This is a genomic window from Brevibacterium sp. 2SA (assembly GCF_005502845.1).
In the GTDB taxonomy this organism is placed as follows: Bacteria; Actinomycetota; Actinomycetes; order Actinomycetales; family Brevibacteriaceae; genus Brevibacterium.
In genome coordinates, this window is record NZ_SCMW01000007.1 from 1 (window position 1) to 22,682 (window position 22,682).

Sequence of the window (22,682 nt, forward strand, 5' to 3'; positions counted from 1 at the left end):
ACCCATCCCTGAGAGTCGATTCCCCGATCCCCGGCTCTCGATCAAGCGGCAGCGCGGATAGCGGCGCGTGCACCGCCCGCTATCCGCGCTCCCGCTTGATCGAGCCGTGCGGGCCGCCCCTCGGTGCCTCTCCACAGCCGTGGCCTGCCCCGCCAAGCATCCCTGACAATGCGGCTGATATCCCCGCTGCCCCGCCTGCTCGTCGGGTGAGGAAACAGCTCCCGGACCCCGACTAGCATGGGGACCATGGGCAAACAGATCGTCATCATCGGTGCCGGCCTCGCCGGAACCACCGCTGCCAGGGAGCTGAGCCAGCGCGGCCAGCCCGTCACCCTCATCGATCCGGAGGCCGGGGACACGTACGAGCGTCCGCCCCTGTCCAAGCACCTCTTCGACGATTCGCGCTACCACCTTCCCTATCATCTCGAGGACAGTGAGCTCATCACGTTCGTCCGCGACCGGGCCGTTTCGATCACCCTCGCCGAGGCTAGTCCTGAGTCCCAGCCGGAAGCCCTCTTCCAGCCCGGTTCCGAGCGCCTCGCCGGCACCGTCCACCTTGGGTCGGGGGAGACGCTCGACTTCACGCACTGCATCCTCGCGACGGGGATGGAGGCCAACCGCCCGGAGATCCCCGGGTACCCGGACGCGCTGCCGGTCTACAACCTCGGCGAGGCGGAGTGGATCCGCGATTTCGTCGCCGAGGCGACCGACCCTCTCAACGTCGGTGTCCTCGGTTCGGGGTACCTCGGGATGGAGGTCGCGACCGCCGCGGTCGCCGCCGGACATGAGGCGACGGTGTACCTGCGCGGGGACGAGCCGCTGCGACGGCAGCTCTCGGCGCCGGTGCGACTTGCGCTGTTCGAGAAGCACAAGGCCGCGGGAGTCCGCTTCGTCACCGACCACACCGACAACGCGGACATCCCGGCCGGTGAGCACACGCTCTTCGTCACGAGCGTGGGCGCCCGGCCCGTGCGCATCCCCATCAACGGGGCGCTGCCGACGACGGACGAGCATTCCGCCGACCCGGAAGGCCCGGCCCCGGGTGAGGTGCCGACGTTCGCCTGGGACGTCGATGAACACCTCGCGACGGCCTACCCGGGCGTATGGGCGGCAGGTGATTGTGCCCACATCACCGGCGGACGGTTCGCGATCGATCACCCGTGGGCGTGCGAACCGGTCGCGGAGAGTCACGGGAAGTACCTGGCCGAGCACATCCTCGGCGAAGACGACGACCTCACGCCGAGTGCCGACGGCCCCGCTCCCAGTCAGCCCGCACCGTGGTCCGACGTTCCCTGGCACTGGAGCTTCCAGGGCCCGGAGAAGGTCTTCACTGCCGGTCTGACCAGCCCTGATGCACAGGACACGGTGCAGCGCAGCGACCCGAGCGGAACGAAGTTCCAGGTGTTCCACTTCGCCGGGCCCGAGCCGGAGGCTGCGCTCATCGGGGTCGAGACGCTCAACTGGCCGCCCATGCAGGCGGCAGCTCGGCGGGTGCTCGGCGCTGATCGGCCGATGCCGACGAGAGCGCAGCTCGAGGACCCCGAATTCGACTTCAAGGCTCACAGTCGCTTGTGAGTTCCAGCAGGGGTCATCGCGTAGACTTCCTGTGTTCCGTCCCAGTTTCCGACGAGAGAATCTTCACCTACATGGACATGGCCAAGCTTGCTGCCGAGCATGGACTCGACAGAGTGGGTGGGCGTCCGTCGCTCCCTGCGTACCTCAAGCAGCTGTGGAAGCGAAGCGACTTCACGCTCACGCTCGCCCGGTATCGCATTCAGAGTGAGAACGAACGCAACCGCCTCGGCATGCTCTGGGTCGTGCTGCGACCGACGTTCTCGGCGATCATCTACGGCGTGATCTTCGGCGTCATCCTCGGAGGCGCTGGAATGCGACCGGACGACTTCGTGCCGTTCGTCGTCATCGGCGTCTTCATGCTCGAGTTCTTCAACTCGTCGATGAACGGCGGTGCGAAGTCGATCATCTCGAACGCCTCGCTCGTCCAATCCCTGCCGTTCCCGCGCATCGTGCTGCCGATCGCGACGGTCATGCAGAACCTGCTCAACTTCATGCCGACGATGGCGCTGATGATCATTCTCGCGGTGATCTATGGGGCCAGACCGTCGTGGGAGTGGCTGCTCTTCATCCCGCTCATCATCCTCTTCTGGATCTTCTGCCAGGGAATTGCGTTCATCTTCGCGCGCATCACCGTCCACTTCAGGGACCTCAGTCAGGTCACGCCGTTCATCTCGCGGATGATCTTCTACACGTCCGGTGTCTTCTTCTCCCTCAATGAGATGATCGCGAAGACCTATCCGTCGCTGCAGCCCTTCGCCGACTGGCACCCGCTCAACGAGGTGCTCTCGATCAGTCGCGGCATCCTCATGAACGGCTACGAGATCCCGTATGAGTACTTCGGCTACTTCGCGATCTGGGCGTTCGCGATCTTCGCCTTCGGCTTCGTCTTCTTCTGGCTGGCAGAGGAAAGGTATGGTCGCGATGAGTGAAACAGAGAAGGTCCCCGCCGAGGTGACCGAAACGACCCCGCCCGTCGTCATCGCCGATAACGTCCACGTTCGGTACAAGACGCTCGCCACGGGCAAGCGGCTCAAGCTCGGCGCCGGTGGTGGGCTGCTGCAGAAGACCCGCGGACTGCGCGAGGTGCATGCGCTCAAGGGCGTGAGCTTCATCGCGCACGCGAATGAGTCGATCGGCGTCATCGGCAGCAACGGCTCCGGCAAGTCGACGCTCATGCGGGCGATCACCGGTCTCACCCCGACCTCGGAGGGCGCGGTCTATGCGAGCGCGAGGCCGAATCTCCTCGGAGTCGGTGCCGCGCTCATCCCGGATCTCTCCGGTGCCCGCAACATCATCCTCGGTGGTCTGGCGCTGGGTCTGTCTCGGTCGCAGGTCGAGGAGAAGTTCGACGACATCGTCGATTTCACCGGCCTCGGTGACTTCATCGATATGCCCATGCGCACGTACTCCTCAGGGATGTCGCAGAGGCTGAAGTTCGCGATCGCCACGGCTGTCCAGCATGAGATCCTCATCGTCGACGAGGCGCTTGCCGTGGGTGACAAGAAGTTCCAGCAGCGTAGCGAAGGCCGGATCCGTGAGATCCGTGAGAACGCGGGAACGGTGTTCCTCGTGTCGCACTCGATGCGATCGATTCGCGACACGTGCAACCGCACGATCTGGATCGAGAAGGGCGTCCTGCGCGCCGACGGCCCCACCGACGACGTCGTCAACGAGTACGAGTCGTTCAAGTAGGCACTGCCGCGTTCAGAGCAGAACTCTGAATGCTCAAACAGCGGAGGCCGCCCGGCTGAACCGGGCGGCCTCCGCTGTCTCTCACCAGTGTCAGTTCCAGACCCCGCGGGTGTCGTGGACGATCTTCTGCGCGAGCAGAGTGCGATCGATGCGGGCGAACTCGTTGTGGTCGACGAGCAGGAGCACGATGTCTGCTTCCTTCACTGCCTCGTTGAGTTCGGTGAGGGTGACGTTCGCACGTGCCGAGAGGTCAGAGGGCAGTTCGTCGATGTTCGGCTCGACTGCCATGATCGTCGCGTCCGGCAGCTCGTCGGAGAGCTGGTTGACGATCTGCCGGGCGGGGCTCTCGCGCAGGTCGTCGATGTTCGGCTTGAAGGCGAGTCCGAGTGCCGCGATCTTCACGTCCGAGATCCGCTTCGCCTGGGGGAGGAGCTTGTCGAGGACGAACTGCGGCTTCGAGTCGTTGACCTCGCGCGCGGTCTTGATGAGTGACGAGTGCTCGGGGGCGGTTGCGACGATGAACCACGGGTCGACGGCGATGCAGTGGCCGCCGACGCCGGGACCCGGCTGGAGGATGTTGACGCGCGGGTGATGGTTAGCGAGGTCGATGAGCTCCCAGACATTGATGTCGAGGTTGTCGGCGATCATCGACAGTTCGTTGGCGAACGCGATGTTGACGTCGCGGTAGGCGTTCTCGGTGAGCTTGGACAGCTCAGCCGTGCAGGCATCGGTCATGAGGAACTCGCCCTCACAGAAGAGCTGGTAGAGGTCGCGGGCACGTTCGCCGGCGTTGCCGTTGAGCGTCCCGACGATGCGGTCGTTCGTCCGCAGCTCGATCATGATGCGACCGGGAAGCACGCGTTCGGGGCAGTGCGCGAAGTACACCGACTGCGAGGTCCCCGGCTTGAGAGTGAGATCAGGACGCGCGGCGAGGATCGTGTCGGCGAGGAACTCGGTGGCACCGGGAGGTGACGTCGACTCGAGGATGATGAGCTCGTTGCCTTCGAGGAGCGGCGCGATCTGCTTGCCCGCAGTCTCGATGTAGGACAGATCCGGCTTGTGCCCGTCGGTGAACGGCGTCGGTACCGCGACGATGTAGTTATCAGCGTGGGGCGTCTCGGTCGTTGCCCGGAGGAATCCCTGCGAGACGACGCCGGCCACGGTGGTCGCCATATCGGGCTCGACGAACGGAATGTTGCCCGCGTTGATGACATCGACATTGTTCCGATTGATGTCGACACCGACGACATCCGCGCCTGTGCTGGCCAAGATCGCTGCAGTCGGCAGGCCAATGTAGCCGAGACCGATGACGGCGACGGAGGGGCGAATGCCGTAGTTGGGCGCATTCATGAACGGTGGCTCCAAGCTGTCAAAACGAAGTAAATTTCCCACCGGGCCGCTCGCCAGGTGCCTCCATCCGTCGCACGCTTCTGACTGAGAACGTCATCGTCAGACCAGAGGATGACGATGCGACCGGATTCAGGCTTAACTATAGCAACCTGTTCCGTGCTCATTGGGTGACCCTGAAAGGAACGAGCATGTGTCGCGCGGAAATGACTTTAGCAATGATATATTCTCGCGGGGAGTACCGAGTTTCCTCCATGGTCAGGAAACGCCTTGGAAGGTGCTGAACCAGGCTCAAGTAAGCTCAACGCCATCAGCTAATTGACGACGTACGCAACGTCCGGATGAAGGAGTTCCTATGAACGGTGCCGAAGCGGCAGCGAAACCCACGGTTATGGTCGTGTACGGTACTAGGCCGGAGGCTATCAAGGTTGCGCCTGTGATCAAGGCTTTGGAAGACGATCCGGATCTGACGCCGATTGTCGTTGTTACTGCGCAGCATCGAGAGATGCTCGATCAAGTCAATGAAGTGTTCAAGATCACACCCAATATTGATCTTAACCTGATGGCGCATGGTCAGACACTCAATGGTATTGCCAGTACAGTGATTAAGAAGATCGACGAAGTGCTTGAAGCTCAGCGTCCCGACGCTGTCATTGTGCAAGGTGACACCACGACTGTGATGGGCGCGGCAGTCGCCGCTTTCAATCGAGAAATCCCCGTAGTGCATCTCGAAGCGGGTCTTCGCAGCGGGGACATAAGCTCACCGTTCCCAGAAGAGGCGAACCGCAAGATAGTATCGCAGATTGCTCGGGTCCATCTGGCGCCGACAGAAGTTTCTCGAGCGAATCTACTCGCCGATGGGGTGCAGGACGAGAACATCCACGTCATTGGGAATACTGTCATCGACGCTCTTCACTGGGCTGTATCTCATCCATCCGTTGGCTCGATTCCCGAACTTATCGACATCGATACCGAGAAAAAGAGAATACTCCTGGTGACAACACATCGCCGCGAGAATCTTGGTGAGAACATGGTCAATATCGGACAGGCCATGAGGCAGCTAGCTCTGCGATATACCGACCTTGTCATCGTCTGGCCAGCACATAAGAATCCCAAGGTCAGGGCGTCGATTGCACCCCAGATTGAGGATCTCGACAATGTCATTTCGATTGAGCCTGTTGAATACGGCGAGTTCTCTCACCTCATCGCTCGATCAGATATTGTTCTCACTGACTCAGGCGGAATCCAGGAAGAGGCGCCTAGCCTGGGAAAGCCCGTCCTTGTGCTGCGCGAGAATACGGAGCGGCCGGAGGCGGTTGACGCAGGAACAGTCAAGTTGATAGGCACGGCAAGAGACAGAATTGTTGCCGAAGTGTCAGCATTACTCGACAACGAAGGTGCCTACCGAGAAATGGCGAACGCAGTGAACCCTTACGGCGATGGATTGTCTGCAGGGCGGAGTGTTGCCATCGTCAAGAAGCTTCTCGAGAAATAGCCCTTCCGTATCCGAGTTCGTGGCACAGGGCCTCAAAAGAGATAGTGGTCTGGCGCGAACCCGAACGAGTGAACTTCGCTATTGGCGAGCAACAGGTTGTCGTGTACTGACCAAGTGTGCGCATGATCAGTTCTGACTTGGACAAAATTGAACCGGTCTGCAGAGTAGATTTGAATTCCTGCCGCCACCAGTCGACGTAAGAGGTCTGTATCCTCACCGACTGTTCGTTCAGCGAATGGGTATTCAAGGAATAGCTCTCGACGACCGAGGAGAGTCGGTCCCATGACGAGGTCGGTGAAACGATGCTCACGGTCGGGAAAACGGCACATGACGATATTGCGGTTCTTCAGGTACAGGTAGTGGGCTTGCTTACCGACCAGCTCCGCTCCCGAATATCGCAGAGCGGCCAACTGATCCGCCAGATAGTTCTGCCCGTAGATGTCGTCATCGTCCATTTTAGCGACGACATCCCCATCGGCCGCCGCGATACCAAGGTTTAAGCACGTCCCTAACGATTCATCGGCGTCGACATGAACGATCTCGAGTTCGTCGATTCCCGCATCCTTGGCGCGAGCGGCGATGTCCGCGGGCAAGGTAAACCCGTGAGCGACGAGTACGAGTTGCTTGGCAACCGAAGCTTGTTGCGAGTGAGTTTCGAGAATCGTTGCCACGAGTTTGGGGCGGTTGGTCGAAACGATTGCCGATACGGAAGCATCTGATGGGTCTGCATATTGAATGTCCAGAGAGTCCATCACAGTCATGGCCCGATGGCTGTATGTATGTTCCCTCCAGATTCGTCGTTGCGCCTTGTGAACAGTGCGGTCTCTGAGCTCACGGCTTCTGACTAGGGCTCTAAGCGTCCACTCGGCGTCCTCTTCCGTCGCTGGTTGTGGAACTTCGTCTGGCGGGAAGAATACTTTTGTGGCAGCACTCGGCGTTGTGACGACCGGGGTGCCGGTTGCTGTGATCTCGAAGATTCTCCGGGCACACATGCTTGGAGAATCAATGACCGAGTTGACGTTGAGGAAGACTTTGTAGTGTTTGTATGCGGTTAGGAGGTTTCGATACGGAAGAGACCCTACGACATGGTCAGCCAATTCTCCAGGAAATTGGTACCGCTCATCGTTACCGAGGAATCGAGAGAAGATCTCGAGCCCGTGCGCCATGCGCCCTGAGACTTTGGCTGCGGCACCAAGGAGCAAGTCCATCTGTTTGCGTCGTTCTGGAAACTTGTGAGCGAAGTACATGCCGGCAAACGCGATGTCGCGAGCAGCGAAGTTTTTGGAGGGTCTCGTGGGTGAGTGTATTGCGGGCTGCGCCGCGAACGGTAACACATCGACACGCCCGTGTCCGAGCTCCATTTGATATTTTGGAACTAGTCGCACGTCGCTCGTGAAAATGACATCGCATAGTCGTGCAAGCGGGAGGAAGTCGTTGAAGTGCGGTGGATCCTCTTTGTTCCAGAACACCACGGGTAAACCTCTACGTTTGCACTCCTCCAACAGCGCGACTGCGTCGGGCTTGATACCAGATGTCCCGGTCAGCTGGTATTGCCATTCCCCCTGATTGCCGTTCCACGCCGATTCGAGGAAGACGAAGTCGAGATCGTCCAGCTGGCGGCTCCACGTGCCGCGCTTCAGTGCCACCAGCTCCCACTCGTAACCGAAGCTCTCCATCGAAAACTCGTCGAGGATCACTCCGACACGCACGTGCTCAAAGACTGGCTGTCGAGCAGAGGTCGGCAGGGGAGGGAACAAGTCGGTCAGCGAGGAGGACTGAAGGCGCGCCGAGGGGATTGTTGGGGAAGCATCGGTACTGGCTTGTTGGATGTTGCGCCTGCGCTGCCATGTTCGTACTTGGGACAGGCCTCCCTGGCGCAGGTGCCAAAGAGCAGTCCTGAAAGTGCGCAGTAGCGTCGCGCTCAAAGTAGTAGTCCTTTCCGAGGCAGTTGACGCTTCGTGGTTGCAGGTGCGATCTGACCCCAGCGCGAACCTCTCACCCTGAAACCGATCGATTGAACATAATGATGTCAAAATGCCCTAGTCGTTACCTGTCGGCATTCGAGCTGAGGCGTATGGGCCTCGGCATGAGCGAGGTAAATATCGGCCTGCCGGGATCAATAGTACAATCGTGGAGTTGATCGGCGCTGACCAGCGCTCCGTGGGCACTTCGGTCTGTTGGAGGAGTTAATGGGTACAGCTGCATGGGCTGAGTGAGATGAGGATTGTGGGAAGCAGGACTGGCCCGGGAGCCTCGCGCACACGTTTCGCCAAAGACCTCGTAGCTCTCGTCCGGTCATTGGCAGACGGACTGATCTTCGCAATTGTCGTTTGCGCGATGATGCTGTTTCGATTCGACTTTCAGGTCACCCGGTTGAGTCTGATGGGCATGCTCGTTTGCGCGGGGATCGGGATCGTCGTATTCCTCTTCTGCGGGCCCCTTGCCATCTACCGTGGTCGATATCACGATGGATCGCCCGACCAGTTCGCCGCGATCGCCGGTACAACAGCTCTTGCCGTGGGTCTGATGTGGGTCGCCGAATTCGCGTTTGTCTCCCACCTTCTCATTCCCACGAGCGTGCCCATCGCAGCAGGTGCGATGATGCTAGTGGTCAAGAGCTTGGAGAACTGGGTCCGACGGAACTATAGACAGAGATCACGGTCCGGGTCGAGGTCATCCAAGTTGGCATTGATTATCGGTGCGGGGACTCAGGGCATGCGGGCGTTGGACATGATCGCTGAGGATCGCAATAGTGAGTATTCTGCTGCCGGGCTCCTCGACGACGATCCGCACAAACGTCACCTCCGATACAACGGAATCCGGGTGCTCGGCCAAATCTCCGACGTCGCAGAACAGGTAGACAGGACCGGGGCAACCGTAGTCATCATCGCCATCGCGGACCTTCCTCCGGAGCATCTTCAGCGAATTGCATCCAGCCTCGATGAACGTCCTGTGAAGATCAAGCTTCTGCCCACGCTGGCTGAATCAGATCTCGGCCGCCAAGAATTGCAATCCCTAGCCGTGTCGGACCTCCGTTCCAGGAGTTTCCGCGACGTCAGTCTTGAAGACCTCATCGGACGGAAGCCGATTTCGACCAATGTCGAAGAGATCTCATCGGCCATCACTGGACGCGTTGTCCTCGTGACCGGAGCCGGTGGATCGATCGGCTCTCAGCTTTGTCGACAGGTTGCGAGATTTACACCTGAACGGTTAGTGATGACCGACCGGGATGAATCTGGTTTGCACGCAACCCAGCTCGGTCTTGAAGGGTCGGCGCTCCTCACCAGCGACGATCTTGTGCTCGGGGATCTGCGCGACCAGGCGTTCATCGATTCACTTGTGGCTAAGGTCAAACCCGACATCATCTTCCACGCGGCCGCGCTCAAGCATCTAACGTTCCTCGAGCGTTTTCCCGAAGAGGCTATCCGCACGAATGTCGGGGCGAGCTTGGACCTGCTCAACGCGGCGATCACGAATAATGTTGAGTCGTTTATTCACATTTCGACCGATAAAGCGGCGAACGCGATGTCCGTGCTTGGCCGTACGAAATTCTCGATCGAACGCGCTGTTGCGACGGTCGCCGCAGAGTCTGGTCGTCGCTACATGTCTGTCCGCTTTGGGAACGTCCTCGGTTCACGAGGATCCGTGCTCGAGACGTTTGTAGCTCAGGTCGCCGCTGGCGATCCGGTCACGGTGACTGATCCCGAGGTCACCAGATACTTCATGACTGCCGACGAAGCCTGTGAGTTGGTACTGCAGGCGGCGGCAATCGGAGAACCAGGCGAGACATTGGTCCTCGACATGGGAGTTCCCATTAAGATCGATGATTTGGCCCGACGAGTTATCGCGCTCAGCGGCCGTTCCGATGCGCGCATCGTCTACACAGGTCTACGTCCGGGCGAGAAGCTTGCAGAAGCTTTGCTCTCTCCGGGCGAAGGTGACAATCGCCCGGTACATCCACTAATTACCCAGGTCAAGATCGAGCCTGTCGATATCCCGGCCCTGCGCGCCTTAGTCGCTTCCGCTCGCGATACCACTGCATACGGCCGTCGAACAGAGTTGGCTATTGAGCTTGTGAGCGTCCTCGCAGACCGAGAGCTTCCATCGGATGACACAATCTCTCGCTCTCTGCCCCTGTCGGCCTCCCCACTGACAGGCATCGCCGCACTTTCTGCTTCCGACGAGATCCCCGGTTCGGGGGACGCGCGCGGATGATTGTGCTTTCCGTTGCTGTCCTCATCATTGCGGCAGCAACGACGGTTGGCACCGCAATCGCGGTGTTCCCGCTGCTCAAACGAGAAGGTATAGTCGACGTGCCATCGCATCGGTCCTCCCATGCGGAGGTGACCGTGCGTGGAGGAGGGGTTGCCATAGGTAGCGGCGTCACCGTTGCCACAATCGTCGCCACCGTCTGGAACATTTTTGAGAACGGTGCCTTCGGTCTCGGCGGCATCCTCATGTCGGTGGGCTTTCTCGTCCTCACCTGGTGCTATTCGGTCATCGGAATGAGCGACGATCTCGATTCTCTCCAGCCAGTGGCACGTCTCATCGGACAAGTGGCGCTGGCCCTCGTGTTCAGCGGCTGCATCGCCCTGGTCTCAGAGCACGGAATCTCTCAAGTGATCGTCTTCGCCGTCATCGGAGTGACCCTCGTCAATGCGGTGAACTTCGTCGACGGGCTCAACGGCTACGTCACCGGTTGGGCGATCGTCACCGGGGCCTGGTACGCCTTCGTCGCTTCCTGGACCGGACAGGACGACGTCATGATCCTCGCCCTGGCGCTGACCGGGTCCGCATGCGGCTTCCTGCCCTTCAACGTCGGGAAGGCGCGAGCATTCCTCGGCGACACCGGAAGCTACGGGATCGGAGCCGCAGTCTTCGCTCTCGCCGTGTGGCTCTTCGTCTCGGGCGTGCCCATCGTCGTCGTCATCGCTCCACTCGTCTTCGTGCTCTTCGACGTCGGTTCCACGATCGTGTGGCGGCTGTTCCAGGGAGAGAACATCCTTCTGGCCCATCGGAAGCACATCTATCAAAGGATTCAGCAGGCGGGCTGGTCCCACGGGACGGTGTCGCTCTTCCACGCCGCGCTCACCGTGCTGGCCTGTGTGCTCGCCGTTCCGACTCTCATCTCCGGGAACACGGCGTCGACCTATCCGGCCCACGTGTTCTGGGTGGGTCTGCTTGCGCTCTACGCACTCGTTCCGCTGTGGCTGCGACGTCGCGATTCGGTGCGGGCGGTGCCGGCATGAGAATCCTCCTGCTCTCGCACTACTACTGGCCTGAGGTCGGAGCGCCGCAGCGTCGATGGGGCACCATGGTCGGTCATCTCACCGCAAGAGGCCATGAGATCGTCGTCGCCGCCCCACACCCTCACTACCCCTACACCCGGCGTGACGAATTCTTCGGGTCGTCGGTCGGGCACCGGCGAACCCGTGTCCGAGCCCGTCTGGGCGGCAGCTGGGACACCGGTGAATTCGGTGAACGGATCATCCGCGTGCCCTATCTCCACAGTGGAACATCGATGGCCCGGCAGCTGCTCGACCAGTCGGTTGCCGCGACCGGGGCGATCAGCGCTTCGCTGCGCACCATGGCCGGAGCACATCGCCCTGACGTCATCATCTCGACGACACCGGCGCTGCCGACGCTGCTGGCGGGGGACTTCGTGTCCCGACTTCTCCGCGTGCCCCATATCGCCGAGGTGCGCGATGCGTGGCCGGATCTCATCCACGAACTTTCCCTGGTGACCAATGCGACGGGACGGTTCCTCCCGACGACGCTGACCGGGAGACTCGAAGACTCCGTGCTGCCCGGATACCTCACTCGCGCACAGCGCCGCGCCGCAGCCGTCGTCGTGACCACCGAGAGCTTCGCCCGTCGTCTGCGTGAGCGGGGGATCAACGCGACAGTGGTGCGCAGCGGGGTGAGCCGTGCGGAGATCGACTCCGGCTCATTTGACATCGTCGAACCGCTGCAGGGCCGCGAGCGCGTGAATCTCCTCTACGTCGGCACCGTCGGCCGGTCACAGGATCTGGGATCTGCCATCCGCGCCTCGGTACTGGTGCCCGGCGTCCGCCTGCGGATCGTCGGAGACGGCGCGGACAAGCCCGCCCTCGTCGCACTCGCTGAGGAGCTCGGTGCCCCGGTGGACTTCTTCCCGCAGACGACGGGCACCGAACTGGCAGCGCACTGGGAGTGGGCGGACGCCGGCCTCGTCAGCCTCGGCGACGTTCCCGCACATACGCGCACCGTGCCGTCGAAGCTCTATTCGCTCATGGTGCGCGGCGTCCCCGTGCTCGGCATCGTCGCCGGCGAGGCTGCGGAGATCATAACGGTCAACGGTGCCGGAGCCGTCGCACATCCTGGTGACGTTGCGTCGATCGCCGAGGCGATGCGGCTCTTCTCCACCTCCGTCGTCGAACCGAGCCACCGGGCACGCCAGTGGGCGATCGACCACGCCTCGGTCGAGGTCATGGGCCGTGCCTACGAGGCTCTGCTGGAGGATGTGTGTCTGTGAATCCGCTCTTTCTCGGCCGCCAGATCGTCAATGCGATCGCCACAACCACGGCTCATGTCCGTGAGGACAGGGTGTTCTTCGGCATGCAGCTCGCCCGGCGTCTGCCCTCCTCGGCATCGCGAACGGTCGGCCGACTGCTCAATCGTCTGCCCGGTCCTGCGTCGCGCACAGCGGCGGCATGGCTGCTCGGGCAGGAGTCTCACGCCCGCGAACTCGTCTGCGAGTACGAAGAGGCGCGACCTTCGCGTCTCCTCGGCGAGATCGCGCTCAACCTCGGACAGCTTGAGCCGGCGGCGCGGATAGCGGATCGCATCGCCAACGGCTCGTCACTGCGCTCACGCATCCTCTGGAGCGATGGTCACATCGATGATGCGATCTCAGCACTGTCCAAGGGCGGCCGGCGCCGGCGTCTCGTCGCGGAGAAGCAGTCCCTTGAGCCCGGTTGGTGGCCGGAGGTGCCAAGTGGTGCGCTGCCGGACCGCAGCCTGAACGGCCATGGCTCCGCGCTCCCGACGTCGCTGCACGTACTGACGAATTCCCTGCCGCACACACGCTCGGGCTATGCCTACCGGAGCCACCTCATTCTCAGGACCCTGCGTGATGCCGGTCATTCCGTCGTGGCCGCGACCCGTCCGTCGTACCCGATGACGATCGGCCGGCTCAGTCCGACTCCCGTCGAGTCTGTGGACGGAGTCGACTATCTTCGCCACGTTCCGCTGCTGCCGACGGACACACCCACTGCGCGGCTGAGCGAGCAGGCGAGCTGGATCGCCGGACAAGTCTCCGAGCGCGGAGTCGAAGTCCTGCACACCACCACGCATTACGTCAACGGGCTGGCCACCGGCGCCGCAGCGCGCGCCATGGGCATTCCCTGGGTCTACGAAGTCAGGGGAGTTCTCGAAGAGACCTGGGCAGCAGCTGGCGGCGGAGACGCGGCGCGCGCGGCCCGACGCGCCAGCCAGCGCTTCGCCATGATGCGAGAGAAGGAGATCGAGGTCGCCCGCGCCGCCGATGCCGTCATCACATTGGGAGAGACCATGCGTGAGCATCTCATCGCCAATGGCGTTCCCGCGGACACGATCACTCTGATCCCCAACTCGGTTTCGGAGACCGTGGTCGGCGCCGACGTCACACGGTCCCCCGCAGAGGTGAGAGCCGAACTCGGACTGCCCACAGACGGCATCTGGGTCGGAACGGCAGCCTCGATCGTCGGATACGAAGGTCTCGACGACCTCGTCGAGGCAGTGGCCATCGCTCGGAACCAGGGAGTCGACCTCCGGCTCCTCATCGCCGGAGACGGTGTCGCGCTTCCCACCCTGCGCGAACGGGCCGCTGTGCTCGGGGACAGCGCCGTGTTCACAGGTCGCGTGTCACAGACCTCTGCGATCGAGTACCAATTGGCCCTCGATGCCATCGTCGTGCCGCGGAAGAACGAACCGGTGTGCAGGCTAGTGACACCGATCAAGCCTATTGAAGCGATGGGTCTCGGGCGGCCGATCATATTCTCAGATCTCCCTGCACTGCGGGAGCTGGTCCCTTGCAACGCAGGAGTCGTGGTTCCTGCAGAGGATCCGGAGAGCCTAGCGCTAGAATTGATGGGGATCGCCGGGAATGAGCAGTTGAGAAGAGCGATGGGTGCCGCCGGGCGCACTCATGTGCTGGAGAACCGACGGTGGAAGACGGTTGGGTCTCGCTACAGTAACCTCTACAGTAATTTGCTCGCACAGGTGCCACAGTGAAGGACAGCATGAAGAACCCATTGGGGCTAACGACGATCCCGTCAGTCAAGCTCGACGGCCTAACTCCGGTTGGTCGCCGCACCCGGTTCGACGTCTACCTGAAAAGGCTCTGGGAACGGCGCCACTTCATCATTGCCGACTCCAGGGCCAAAGCCAGCGGTTCCACTAGGTCAAATATCCTAGGATACGCCTGGCTCTTTCTCAATCCGATTCTGTCCGTGCTTGCTTTCTATGCGATCTTCGGTCTAGTACTTGGAACCTCGCGAGGAGTCGACAATTTCATTGGCTTCCTCGTCATCGGAGTGTTCTTCTTCCAGTACACCTCCCGAACAATGACGCGAGGAATCGCCTCAGTTCGCGCCGGTTCATCGATGATTCGCGCGTTCCAATTCCCTCGCGTCGCGGTTCCGATCTCGACAGTCGTGCGGAATCTACTCGACTTCATTCCGTCGCTTGCGGTCATGGTTGTTCTCTTGGCGATCATCCCCCCACTGGAGGTGGTCACATGGAGAGTGGTCCTGATCATTCCTGTGGTCGTGCTGCAGACAGCATTCAACATTGGATTGGCATGTCTGCTCGCACGGCTTGGACACGCTGTCCCTGATCTAACCAATGTCGCAAGCGTTTTAAGCAGATTCTGGCTCTATGGCTCAGGTGTGTTCTTCTCAATCGATGATCGTCTCGCGGCTTTCCCCACAGTGCTCTCGATCATGCAGTTCAATCCCATGTATGCCTTTCTCACAATCGCGCGTAACTCTCTGCTCTACGGTGTGGATACGCCCATGCATCTCTGGCTGATAGCAATCGGTTGGTCGATTGGTCTCCTTGTTGTCGGCTTTGTATTCTTCTGGCAGGGGGAGGAGAAGTATGGACGCGCGTGAGAGGGGCGTCCCCACCGTAGTCGCTGAGAATGTGCAGGTGAGATATACGGTGGGAACGAACGACCCGTCGTTCAGGTCGAGTGGGCTGCAACGTATCGGTGATCGCCTCCTTGGTCGACAGGGCAGGACAACAGTGCGAGCCTTGCGGGGGGTCAGCATCGTCGCCAACGAGGGTGAGATGATCGGAGTCGTCGGCGCGAACGGTTCAGGCAAGTCAACGTTTCTACGCACTCTCGCCGGGGTCGAACAACCTGATCGAGGCCGGATACTAGCTCGATATCAGCCGGTCCTTCTCGGAGTCCATGCGTCTCTTCAGCAGACACTTTCCGGGAGCGAGAATGTTCGCCTGGGATGCTTGGCCATGGGTCTCGCTCCCAACCAACTGGATGCCGCTTACCAGTTCGTCGTCGAGCTGTCCGCGTTGGGCTCAGCGATTCACCGCCCGATGGAAACCTACTCCTCCGGGATGTCCTCGCGGTTGCGTTTTGCAATTGCGCTTGCAGCGCGACCTCGAATACTGCTCATTGACGAGGCTCTGTCCACCGGCGATGCGACATTTGCCGAGCGAAGCTCGAGCGCAATGAACGATATGCTAGACGACGCGGGGACAGTCTTCCTCGTCAACCATGCGGCAAAGGTCATTCAAGAGATGTGTTCACGAGCGGTATGGATGCACAGGGGCGAACTCATTATGGACGGACCTGCTGAATCGGTGGCAGAGAAGTACCGATGGTGGGCTTGGAACGTTGCGAAGAACAAGTCTTCCGTTGCCGACAAGCTTCTCGCTGACGTCGTCAGGACGGCACAGTTCGACGAAATCAACGTGCTGGATCCTGACGTAGAGGCAGTGGCAGCTCCACGGCACGCCACCCGTCTTCGACCAAATCGCAAGCGGCGTGAGTACAGATTGTCTAAGCGTATGACCGCCGAACAGATTCGTTCTGACGATCTTGGATCGAGAACATCGGAAGCCCCGCCCACTGGCTTTGAGCCCGGCTCTGAGGAACTGGAACAAGCGCCGGTCAGGACTCCTGCGTTGCCCAAACCAGCCTTCGACCAGGTCGCCGCTGGCACGATGTCGACGGCGAACCCGGTGCGATATCGTCCAGGCTCTCGACCGATCATTCTTCGGCCCGCTGATATCAGAGACTCAGCAATCGCAGCCGCAAGTAGAAATCGTCCACGTTTGAGGGTTCCACAAGGCAGATATCACGGATCATTAGATGATTCCAGCAGAAATACCGCCGAATGAACATCGCGATATTTGGAAGTTGCGTGAGTCGGGATACAGCCGAGTTCGTTAATGAATCAAATGTAAATGTATATGTAGCACGCCAGTCGGTAGTCAGTCTGGACGCTCCGCATGGTACAGCCGACAGCATTGTCCAAGGATTGAACTCGGAGTTTCAGAGGAGAATGGTTGAAGGCGACCTGAATGGCGATGGACTCGAGCGCTTACTCGGATGCGCGACAGGGATCGATGCTTTGTTGATCGATCTGGTGGACGAACGACGTGGATTCTGGATGTGGCCCGACGGCTCATCTATGACAAACTCGATCGAAGTTGAGGCCTGTGGGGCGGCACGGAACGCCCAGAATAGTGGTGCCGAACTTGTCAACTTCGGGACCGACCTGCATTTTCGCCGGTGGCTCGTAGGATTCAATCGTCTAATTGTCGGCTTGCATCAGTCTGGATTAATCGCCAGAACAATATTCCTCGATCTTGAATGGGCGCGCGCTCTTGAGGGAAACTCACATCCGTTTAGCGCTGCGACGTCTAAGTTCTCTCGCGCATTCAGGCGAACGCAGCGCGGATTCAGGGACATTAGGAACTCGGGTTCGAACTATCCCACTGTGAAATCGCGAATCGAGGCCGTATTTACACAGCAGCCGACAGAGGCAGAAAACTTCAATCTGAGAGCTACTGTCGCGAACAAGAGTTTTACGCGTTACCGTCAAATTGTCAGCGCAGCCGTTCCTCATTCAATCAGTCGTAAAAGCAGTGAGCTTCGGATCGGAAAGAACCATAAGTGGGGTCCGCAGCCGTTCCATTACAGGGACAGAGATTATATTTCCGTTGCGGCACGTATTGAGGGCATCGTCGGTGATTTATGAGGCTTCGCTTTGCATGCTCAAGATGAAGTGGCGTGATTAATACATGAAATTTTGGTTACATGATGACATCAGCGAGCACCACGTGCAGCGTTCGCTCGCTCGCGCTCTTCGAGCTCACGGACATGAAGTCCATATGACAGGGAAGTTCTCCCACCTTACGGACTTTCCTATGAGCGCAGAGCAGTACGAAGTCTGCAGGTCAGAGGTCGAATTACTCGAAAGAGAAGGTTGCGACGTCTTCTTGGCCTTCCGGCCCGCTAGTGTCCCACTCCCGCTTCTTCAGCGCGTGAAAGCGGTTGCCGGGATGACGATCACATGGTTCTCGGACGACCCGGTGTATTTCTCAACAGTTTATGCAACGGTCGCCCCGCACTACGATTTGGTTCTCCACACGGGAGGGCCGGACAATCTTCGTATCTACAGTGAGGCGCTCGGCCTAGGTAACGGTGTCGAGTTTCCTTTCTGGACTGACCAGATCGAACATCCCCGAGCAGACTTCGCGTTCGAGCCATCTTACGACTGGCTGTTCTACGGAAATCTTCATGATCGATTTCGCAGAGACCGAGTTGATTATCTACGCGAATTAGGATCTCGAGCGGCAGTTTTCGGAAAACCTCCTGATGCCCGCGAAACGGTGAATCACCTCGGAATTTTAACTCGCGAGGGTGAACTGAGAGCAATTGCAGGGAAGTGCCGATTCGGGCTGAGCTTTTCACAGAGGCTGAGTTCATATGCAGGAACGAAGTTCGAATCGGTCGCCACCCGCGCTGTGCGTGAGTTTCCGATGCCAAGTCGGCTGATTCAATATCTGGCGATTGGGTTGCCAGTGATGAGTAGAGACCAATCGCCCTACACCAAAAGGATGCTTCCCGGCGTCATGCATGCTGAGACTTCGCGGGCCGCTGTGCGATTGTCCCAGGAATTTGACGACAGTGACTGGGCCCACGCTTCGAACCAGGCAAGTCAGCTGTTTGAGGAATCTTTCACGGCTGAAAGCAGGGCGGCGTTCCTTCTCGAGCTCGTCTCGGAATTCAGCTGGAGACGATGGTCGATTACCGATAGGTCGGTAGCATTCGCAGGCAAGGGTTCTTCCCATGCCGCAGATTGCTCATTCGAGTCAAGCACGGTGGACCATGGTCGCGCGGCCCTCAATGTCCGCGGATCATCGGCAAGTGTTCCGCAAAGGTCGTTTGCCTTAATCGGGAAAGGGTGGACCAACGAGCAGTCAGTCCTTTCACGGATCAAGCGCGCATTGCATAGCAGCGGGCACCAAGTCGTCGACGTCAACCCGTTCTCTTACGCGGACCGGATCACAGACGATGTCCTAGGACATTTTTCCGGGGTTCTTGACGTTCGGGCTGTGCTGAGCGGTACGAAAGTTGATGCCATCATCGCAGTTGGCGACGACTATCTCGTTCGTCATGCTGGGGACTTGCCGGTAATCGCGATGCTCGATAACTCGTCGACATTATCTCGGCGGGTCGCACGGAAAGCCGAGACGTATTCGGCTCTCGTGGTGGCGAATGAGGAGCTCCGCGACAACCTTAGCCGGCTCGGATATGCGAACGTGTACCACCTGCCGTTCATCCTGGCCACAACCGAAGTGGCGCGACCTGAGCCGCAAATGATCCCGGATACTGTGCGCATTGCCTTCGCCGCCGATCGACCTTCTGATGTCACAGATTCCGCTCCCTGGATGCGTGATTCGCACACTGCGTCCGCGCTTGACTTCCAGCTTTGTTCGCTTGACGAGGAACCGCACGTCGTCGTTATCATCCCCGACCTATCGGGAGTTGCACCACGACTTCCGCAGGTCTACGCACCAATGATTGAGGCAGAAGTTCCCCTACATTCGCTGGCGCGGTTCGGGAACATGCCATGGGCGCAGTCATTACCGTTCCTTCCAGAGTTCGGATCCTTTGGCGAAGCCCGCATGAAGATCGACCTGTATCGGACCATTGGCGCGCTCGGAAAAGATTACGCGAACGCATACAGTGACTCGATGGCTGCTTTCTCATTCACTGATACGATTCACGGTGTGCTTCTGAGGACTACGCCGAACAGCAACTCGGTTCCGCAGTGTGAGCGCAGGGCTACTCAATGAGGTGGCTCGGTCATGGAACGGCGTCGGTCGTACCGAGTGCTAGGTCAAGAAACTGTTCGTATGGAAGGTTCAAAAGCTTTGAGATGCACAAGCTCGACAACTCAACCTACCCCCCTCCACCATCCAAGTCTGTTGAAAGGTCTCTACGGTGACCTCTGAATCTTTCGATCTTCCCAGCGTCGACGAGCAGAGGGAAGAGTTACGGACAGCCGTCTTCGAAGCACCGCGGAAGTACCGCATTGTCTTCGTCGGAAACTTCTTCCAAGGCCCGACGGGAATCGTTGCGTCACTGCATCGTGGCCTAGTGAACGTTGGTCATACCGTCTTCAAGTTTGACACCGCCGTGCACAAGAACTTCCTTGACAAGTCGAGTGGGGCGAAAGGTGGCTACGGGCCAGTATTCTTCCGCCCTCATGCTGTCGAACGTATCTTCGAGGTGTTCGCGCCGCAGGTGATTGTTTTTTGTGCCGGCGGAATTGTGCTCGATTCGGATGCGGCCGAGTATTTTCGTGACCGCGATGTTTTAACTATAGGATTGACGCTGTCCGATCCTGATGTTCAAGATTCGGTGATCGATTACGTCGGAAATTACGACGTACATACTACAAACGCAAAGCTTTCGCTCGAACGGTATCGGAGGGAGGGCCACACTAATACTGTACTTATGCCATTCGGCATCGATCGAAGCTTTGTCCTGCGCGACGTTGCGCCTGCACCAGAGCTACGAGCAGATGCCATCTGTATCGGGCATGCCGAGGGACGACCGGATCGACACGAAGTGATGGTGCCTCTTGCCGAGAGGGTCGCTGTCCGAACCTATGGTTCTGGATGGCCCTTACCGAACTCTGAGTCAGTGTCGGGTGACAAGTTGCTTCAGGCCGCGAAAGCAGGCTCAGTCCATGTCAACTTCCCCGCGACGAGAGCCGGATTCACGAACGTCAAGTGTGGTGTGTTCGAGACCATCGGCGCCGGTGCGATCCTCGCTACCACGCGTTTCGACGAGATGGCCGACCTGTTTTCCTACGGTGACGAGATCATTGGATATACGGGTGCAGAGGACCTCGGTGACACTTTGGTAAGTTTGATCGCCGATCCTGATCGGATGGAGCAGATACGTCGTCGTGGTTTCAAAAGGCTTGTGACTGAACACCTCTACGAACAGCGTTGGTTATCACTTTTCGAAGAGATCGAAACATCTTTGTCTGGGAAATCTAGCCTAATCGAAACTCGATCGGCGCAACGATTCACTAAAATGCTCGAAGGGACGCGCGACCGACCGCGCAATATCATCATCAGCGGATACTTCGGTGCCCGCAACAGAGGGGACGATATCCTCCTCGACGCGCTTGCAAATCGAATCACGGCAGCAGTTCCTGACGCGAAAATCGTCGCTGCAGCGGTCAACCAGCAAGTCGTCGAACGCGAGCAGGGCATCCAAGCGTTCAAACGGACTGACCTCTGGGTGTCGGAACACTACGCCTCCGAAGCAACTGGGCTGATCCTCGGTCCCGGGGGTCTTTGGCACGATTACACTATCCAGGCGGCTGGCGGAGTGGCCGGAATCTTCACTGGAGCAACTTTGTCACCCGCTCATCTTGCGCAACTTCCGCTCATGGTGAAAGCGCACGGCGGAAGATTCCACATCCATGGCATGGGGGTTGGACCTCTTGCCGACCCAGCGGCGAAAGCGGCGATCCGACTCACCGGAAGTTTGGCGGATTCCACTACCGTTCGAGATCAGGGATCCCTCGACTTATTGAACGAGGTCGCTACGGACTGGCCGAATCCCCCGAGTATCTCCCCTGATGTGGCTTATTCACTCCCTTTACCTGAGGCGGAAACAACCAGTACTCCTCGGTCTGAACAGCACGATCGCTACATCGTCGTAAACGTCAGACCGTTTCGCGATGACGCTGATTCGCTCGAGACCATTCGGTCTGTCGTCTTCGGGGCCGCCGCTGCTCGCAATTGGCGAGTGGTGGGCGTACCGATGCAACCCATCGACGAAACAACTATGGCGCAATGGGCAGAGCACTCACCGGTGCCGTTCTCGATACTTCCGCAGGACGTTCCCTACGAGAAATTCCTTGAAGTCCTTCGCGATGCCAGCGCTATCGTGTCTATGCGGCTGCATCTAAACCTCTTCGCTCACAGGCTGGGGAAGAATCCGGTAGGAATTGCATACGACCCCAAATTGGTTGGACACTTTGAACAGCTTGGTCGAGAAGCCGCCGTTGTTCCTATGCCAGTTCAGGCTGAAACTCTTACACGAATCGTCAATCAGGGAATCGATCATCCTGCACAAACTGCCAGGGTAAGCGAGCGAGTGCGCCGTGCCGAAGACGATGCGATTGCCAGTCTCGATGCTCTCTGCCGTGATCTCGCGTCGGCACCGGTGAGGGTACCGGACTCGAGCTCAATGGTTCACGAACCTTCACGCGCGTCCAATGCGGCTAAACCACGAAGTGCCTGGCCGCAAGAGGAGGGTCTGGCGTTAACCAAGGCCGAGGTGTCTGGGCGGAATTCACTGGACTCGAGCAGAGAAGTTCCGGTGTCTCATCGGGTTGGTCACACGGGGTCGACCTTCTTCATGGACGTTCGAGCACCTGTTGCGGGAGACTCCGCCGAGTGGAGGTATTCAGTACCGTTCGGTGACAATCCAGGATTGCGTATTGAACTTTGGATCAAACAAAAATACGCGGAAAAACGTCGATTTGCGGGCAGGATTGCCTATGAAGTTCTCGTCAACGGTACGTTATTGTTCGCCCAAGATGTCACTGATTGGCAGCCACGGAACTCTGTGTGGATCGCGGCGAGGAGGCCCACTGTAGACGCCGGTGCCAATGAGCCTACGGTCGAGATCACCATAAGGCTGAAAGCGATGCGAAACTGCGAGGACTGGAACTGGGGGAAGGCCACTGCTCTGACGATCGAAGCCGCCAGGGCACTGCGGTGGGAGCCAACTGGAGATCTTCTTTGGGGCGCATCAAGCCCGTTTGCGAATGTCGACAGGCCGTTGGCGAATGTACGTACTTTCGAATCCGACAATTCGCAGAACGATGTGGACAGCACGTTGACGGGCCCGCAAAAAGAAATCGATGCTGTTGTGGTAAATGACGCAAGAGTCGCTTCCTCGCACATCGAGAAACCGACTTCGGGCGAAGACGTAAACGAGAGCGCGGTCGTTGCTCCTCAGCGACCCTGGTGGAAGTTCTGGTGA

At 59.2% G+C, this 22,682-nt stretch carries 15 protein-coding genes; 13 read left to right on the forward strand and 2 right to left on the reverse strand.

Going from position 1 to position 22,682, the window contains the following annotated elements:
* Positions 1–246 precede the first annotated feature (246 nt).
* The 3 genes from FFS20_RS04615 (at position 247) to FFS20_RS04625 (ending at position 3,267) form a co-directional block, all read left to right on the forward strand.
* Entirely contained in the window at positions 247–1,575 is a 1,329-nt protein-coding gene (locus FFS20_RS04615; RefSeq protein ID WP_137824752.1) for an FAD-dependent oxidoreductase, read from the forward strand.
* A 71-nt stretch (positions 1,576–1,646) separates the two neighbouring features.
* Complete coding sequence (locus FFS20_RS04620; protein WP_137824753.1) at positions 1,647–2,504, forward strand: ABC transporter permease; 858 nt, start codon at positions 1,647–1,649, stop codon at positions 2,502–2,504.
* The gene (locus FFS20_RS04625; RefSeq protein WP_137824754.1) at positions 2,497–3,267 is read left to right on the forward strand and encodes an ABC transporter ATP-binding protein; all 771 of its coding nucleotides are present in this window, start codon (positions 2,497–2,499) and stop codon (positions 3,265–3,267) included. The genes FFS20_RS04620 and FFS20_RS04625 overlap by 8 nt, the downstream gene beginning before the upstream one ends.
* Before the next feature lie 90 nt (positions 3,268–3,357).
* On the opposite strand, the gene wecC is transcribed toward FFS20_RS04625, so the two are convergent.
* Complete coding sequence (wecC, locus tag FFS20_RS04630; RefSeq protein WP_137824755.1) at positions 3,358–4,617, reverse strand: UDP-N-acetyl-D-mannosamine dehydrogenase; 1,260 nt, start codon at positions 4,615–4,617, stop codon at positions 3,358–3,360.
* A gap of 352 nt (positions 4,618–4,969) precedes the next feature.
* Between wecC and wecB the strand changes: the two genes are divergently transcribed.
* Positions 4,970–6,109: a UDP-N-acetylglucosamine 2-epimerase (non-hydrolyzing) gene (gene wecB / locus FFS20_RS04635; RefSeq protein WP_249356664.1), complete on the forward strand. Its 1,140-nt coding sequence runs from the start codon at positions 4,970–4,972 to the stop codon at positions 6,107–6,109.
* A gap of 32 nt (positions 6,110–6,141) precedes the next feature.
* Here wecB and FFS20_RS04640 read toward each other — a convergent pair whose 3' ends face one another.
* A complete protein-coding gene (locus FFS20_RS04640; RefSeq protein ID WP_249356665.1) occupies positions 6,142–7,806 on the reverse strand; it encodes a glycosyltransferase in 1,665 nt (554 codons plus the stop codon).
* Between the two features lie 601 nt (positions 7,807–8,407).
* On the opposite strand from FFS20_RS04640, the gene FFS20_RS04645 reads away from it, so the two are divergent.
* The 9 genes from FFS20_RS04645 to FFS20_RS04685 all read left to right on the forward strand — a co-directional run bounded on the left by FFS20_RS04645 (position 8,408) and on the right by FFS20_RS04685 (position 22,682).
* Positions 8,408–10,324 (forward strand): polysaccharide biosynthesis protein, encoded by a 1,917-nt coding sequence (locus FFS20_RS04645; RefSeq protein ID WP_171006982.1) that lies wholly within the window; start codon positions 8,408–8,410, stop codon positions 10,322–10,324.
* Between the two features lie 128 nt (positions 10,325–10,452).
* Positions 10,453–11,358 (forward strand): hypothetical protein, encoded by a 906-nt coding sequence (locus FFS20_RS04650; RefSeq protein ID WP_171006983.1) that lies wholly within the window; start codon positions 10,453–10,455, stop codon positions 11,356–11,358.
* Complete coding sequence (locus FFS20_RS04655) at positions 11,355–12,623, forward strand: glycosyltransferase family 4 protein (protein WP_171006984.1); 1,269 nt, start codon at positions 11,355–11,357, stop codon at positions 12,621–12,623. Before FFS20_RS04650 ends, FFS20_RS04655 begins: the two co-directional genes overlap by 4 nt.
* A 71-nt stretch (positions 12,624–12,694) precedes the next feature.
* Entirely contained in the window at positions 12,695–14,362 is a 1,668-nt protein-coding gene (locus FFS20_RS04660; RefSeq protein ID WP_137824760.1) for a glycosyltransferase family 4 protein, read from the forward strand.
* Between the two features lie 8 nt (positions 14,363–14,370).
* Positions 14,371–15,243, forward strand: a complete 873-nt coding sequence (locus FFS20_RS04665; RefSeq protein WP_137824761.1) for an ABC transporter permease — start codon at positions 14,371–14,373, stop codon at positions 15,241–15,243.
* Positions 15,230–16,495, forward strand: a complete 1,266-nt coding sequence (locus FFS20_RS04670) for an ABC transporter ATP-binding protein (protein ID WP_137824762.1) — start codon at positions 15,230–15,232, stop codon at positions 16,493–16,495. Before FFS20_RS04665 ends, FFS20_RS04670 begins: the two co-directional genes overlap by 14 nt.
* Positions 16,492–17,358, forward strand: coding sequence for a DUF6270 domain-containing protein (locus FFS20_RS04675; RefSeq protein WP_249356666.1), 867 nt, complete (start codon positions 16,492–16,494; stop codon positions 17,356–17,358). Before FFS20_RS04670 ends, FFS20_RS04675 begins: the two co-directional genes overlap by 4 nt.
* A 169-nt stretch (positions 17,359–17,527) precedes the next feature.
* Positions 17,528–19,462 carry a hypothetical protein gene (locus tag FFS20_RS04680; RefSeq protein ID WP_137824764.1) on the forward strand — a complete coding sequence of 645 codons (1,935 nt, stop codon included), beginning with the start codon at positions 17,528–17,530 and terminating at the stop codon, positions 19,460–19,462.
* A gap of 148 nt (positions 19,463–19,610) precedes the next feature.
* Complete coding sequence (locus FFS20_RS04685) at positions 19,611–22,682, forward strand: polysaccharide pyruvyl transferase family protein (RefSeq protein ID WP_137824765.1); 3,072 nt, start codon at positions 19,611–19,613, stop codon at positions 22,680–22,682.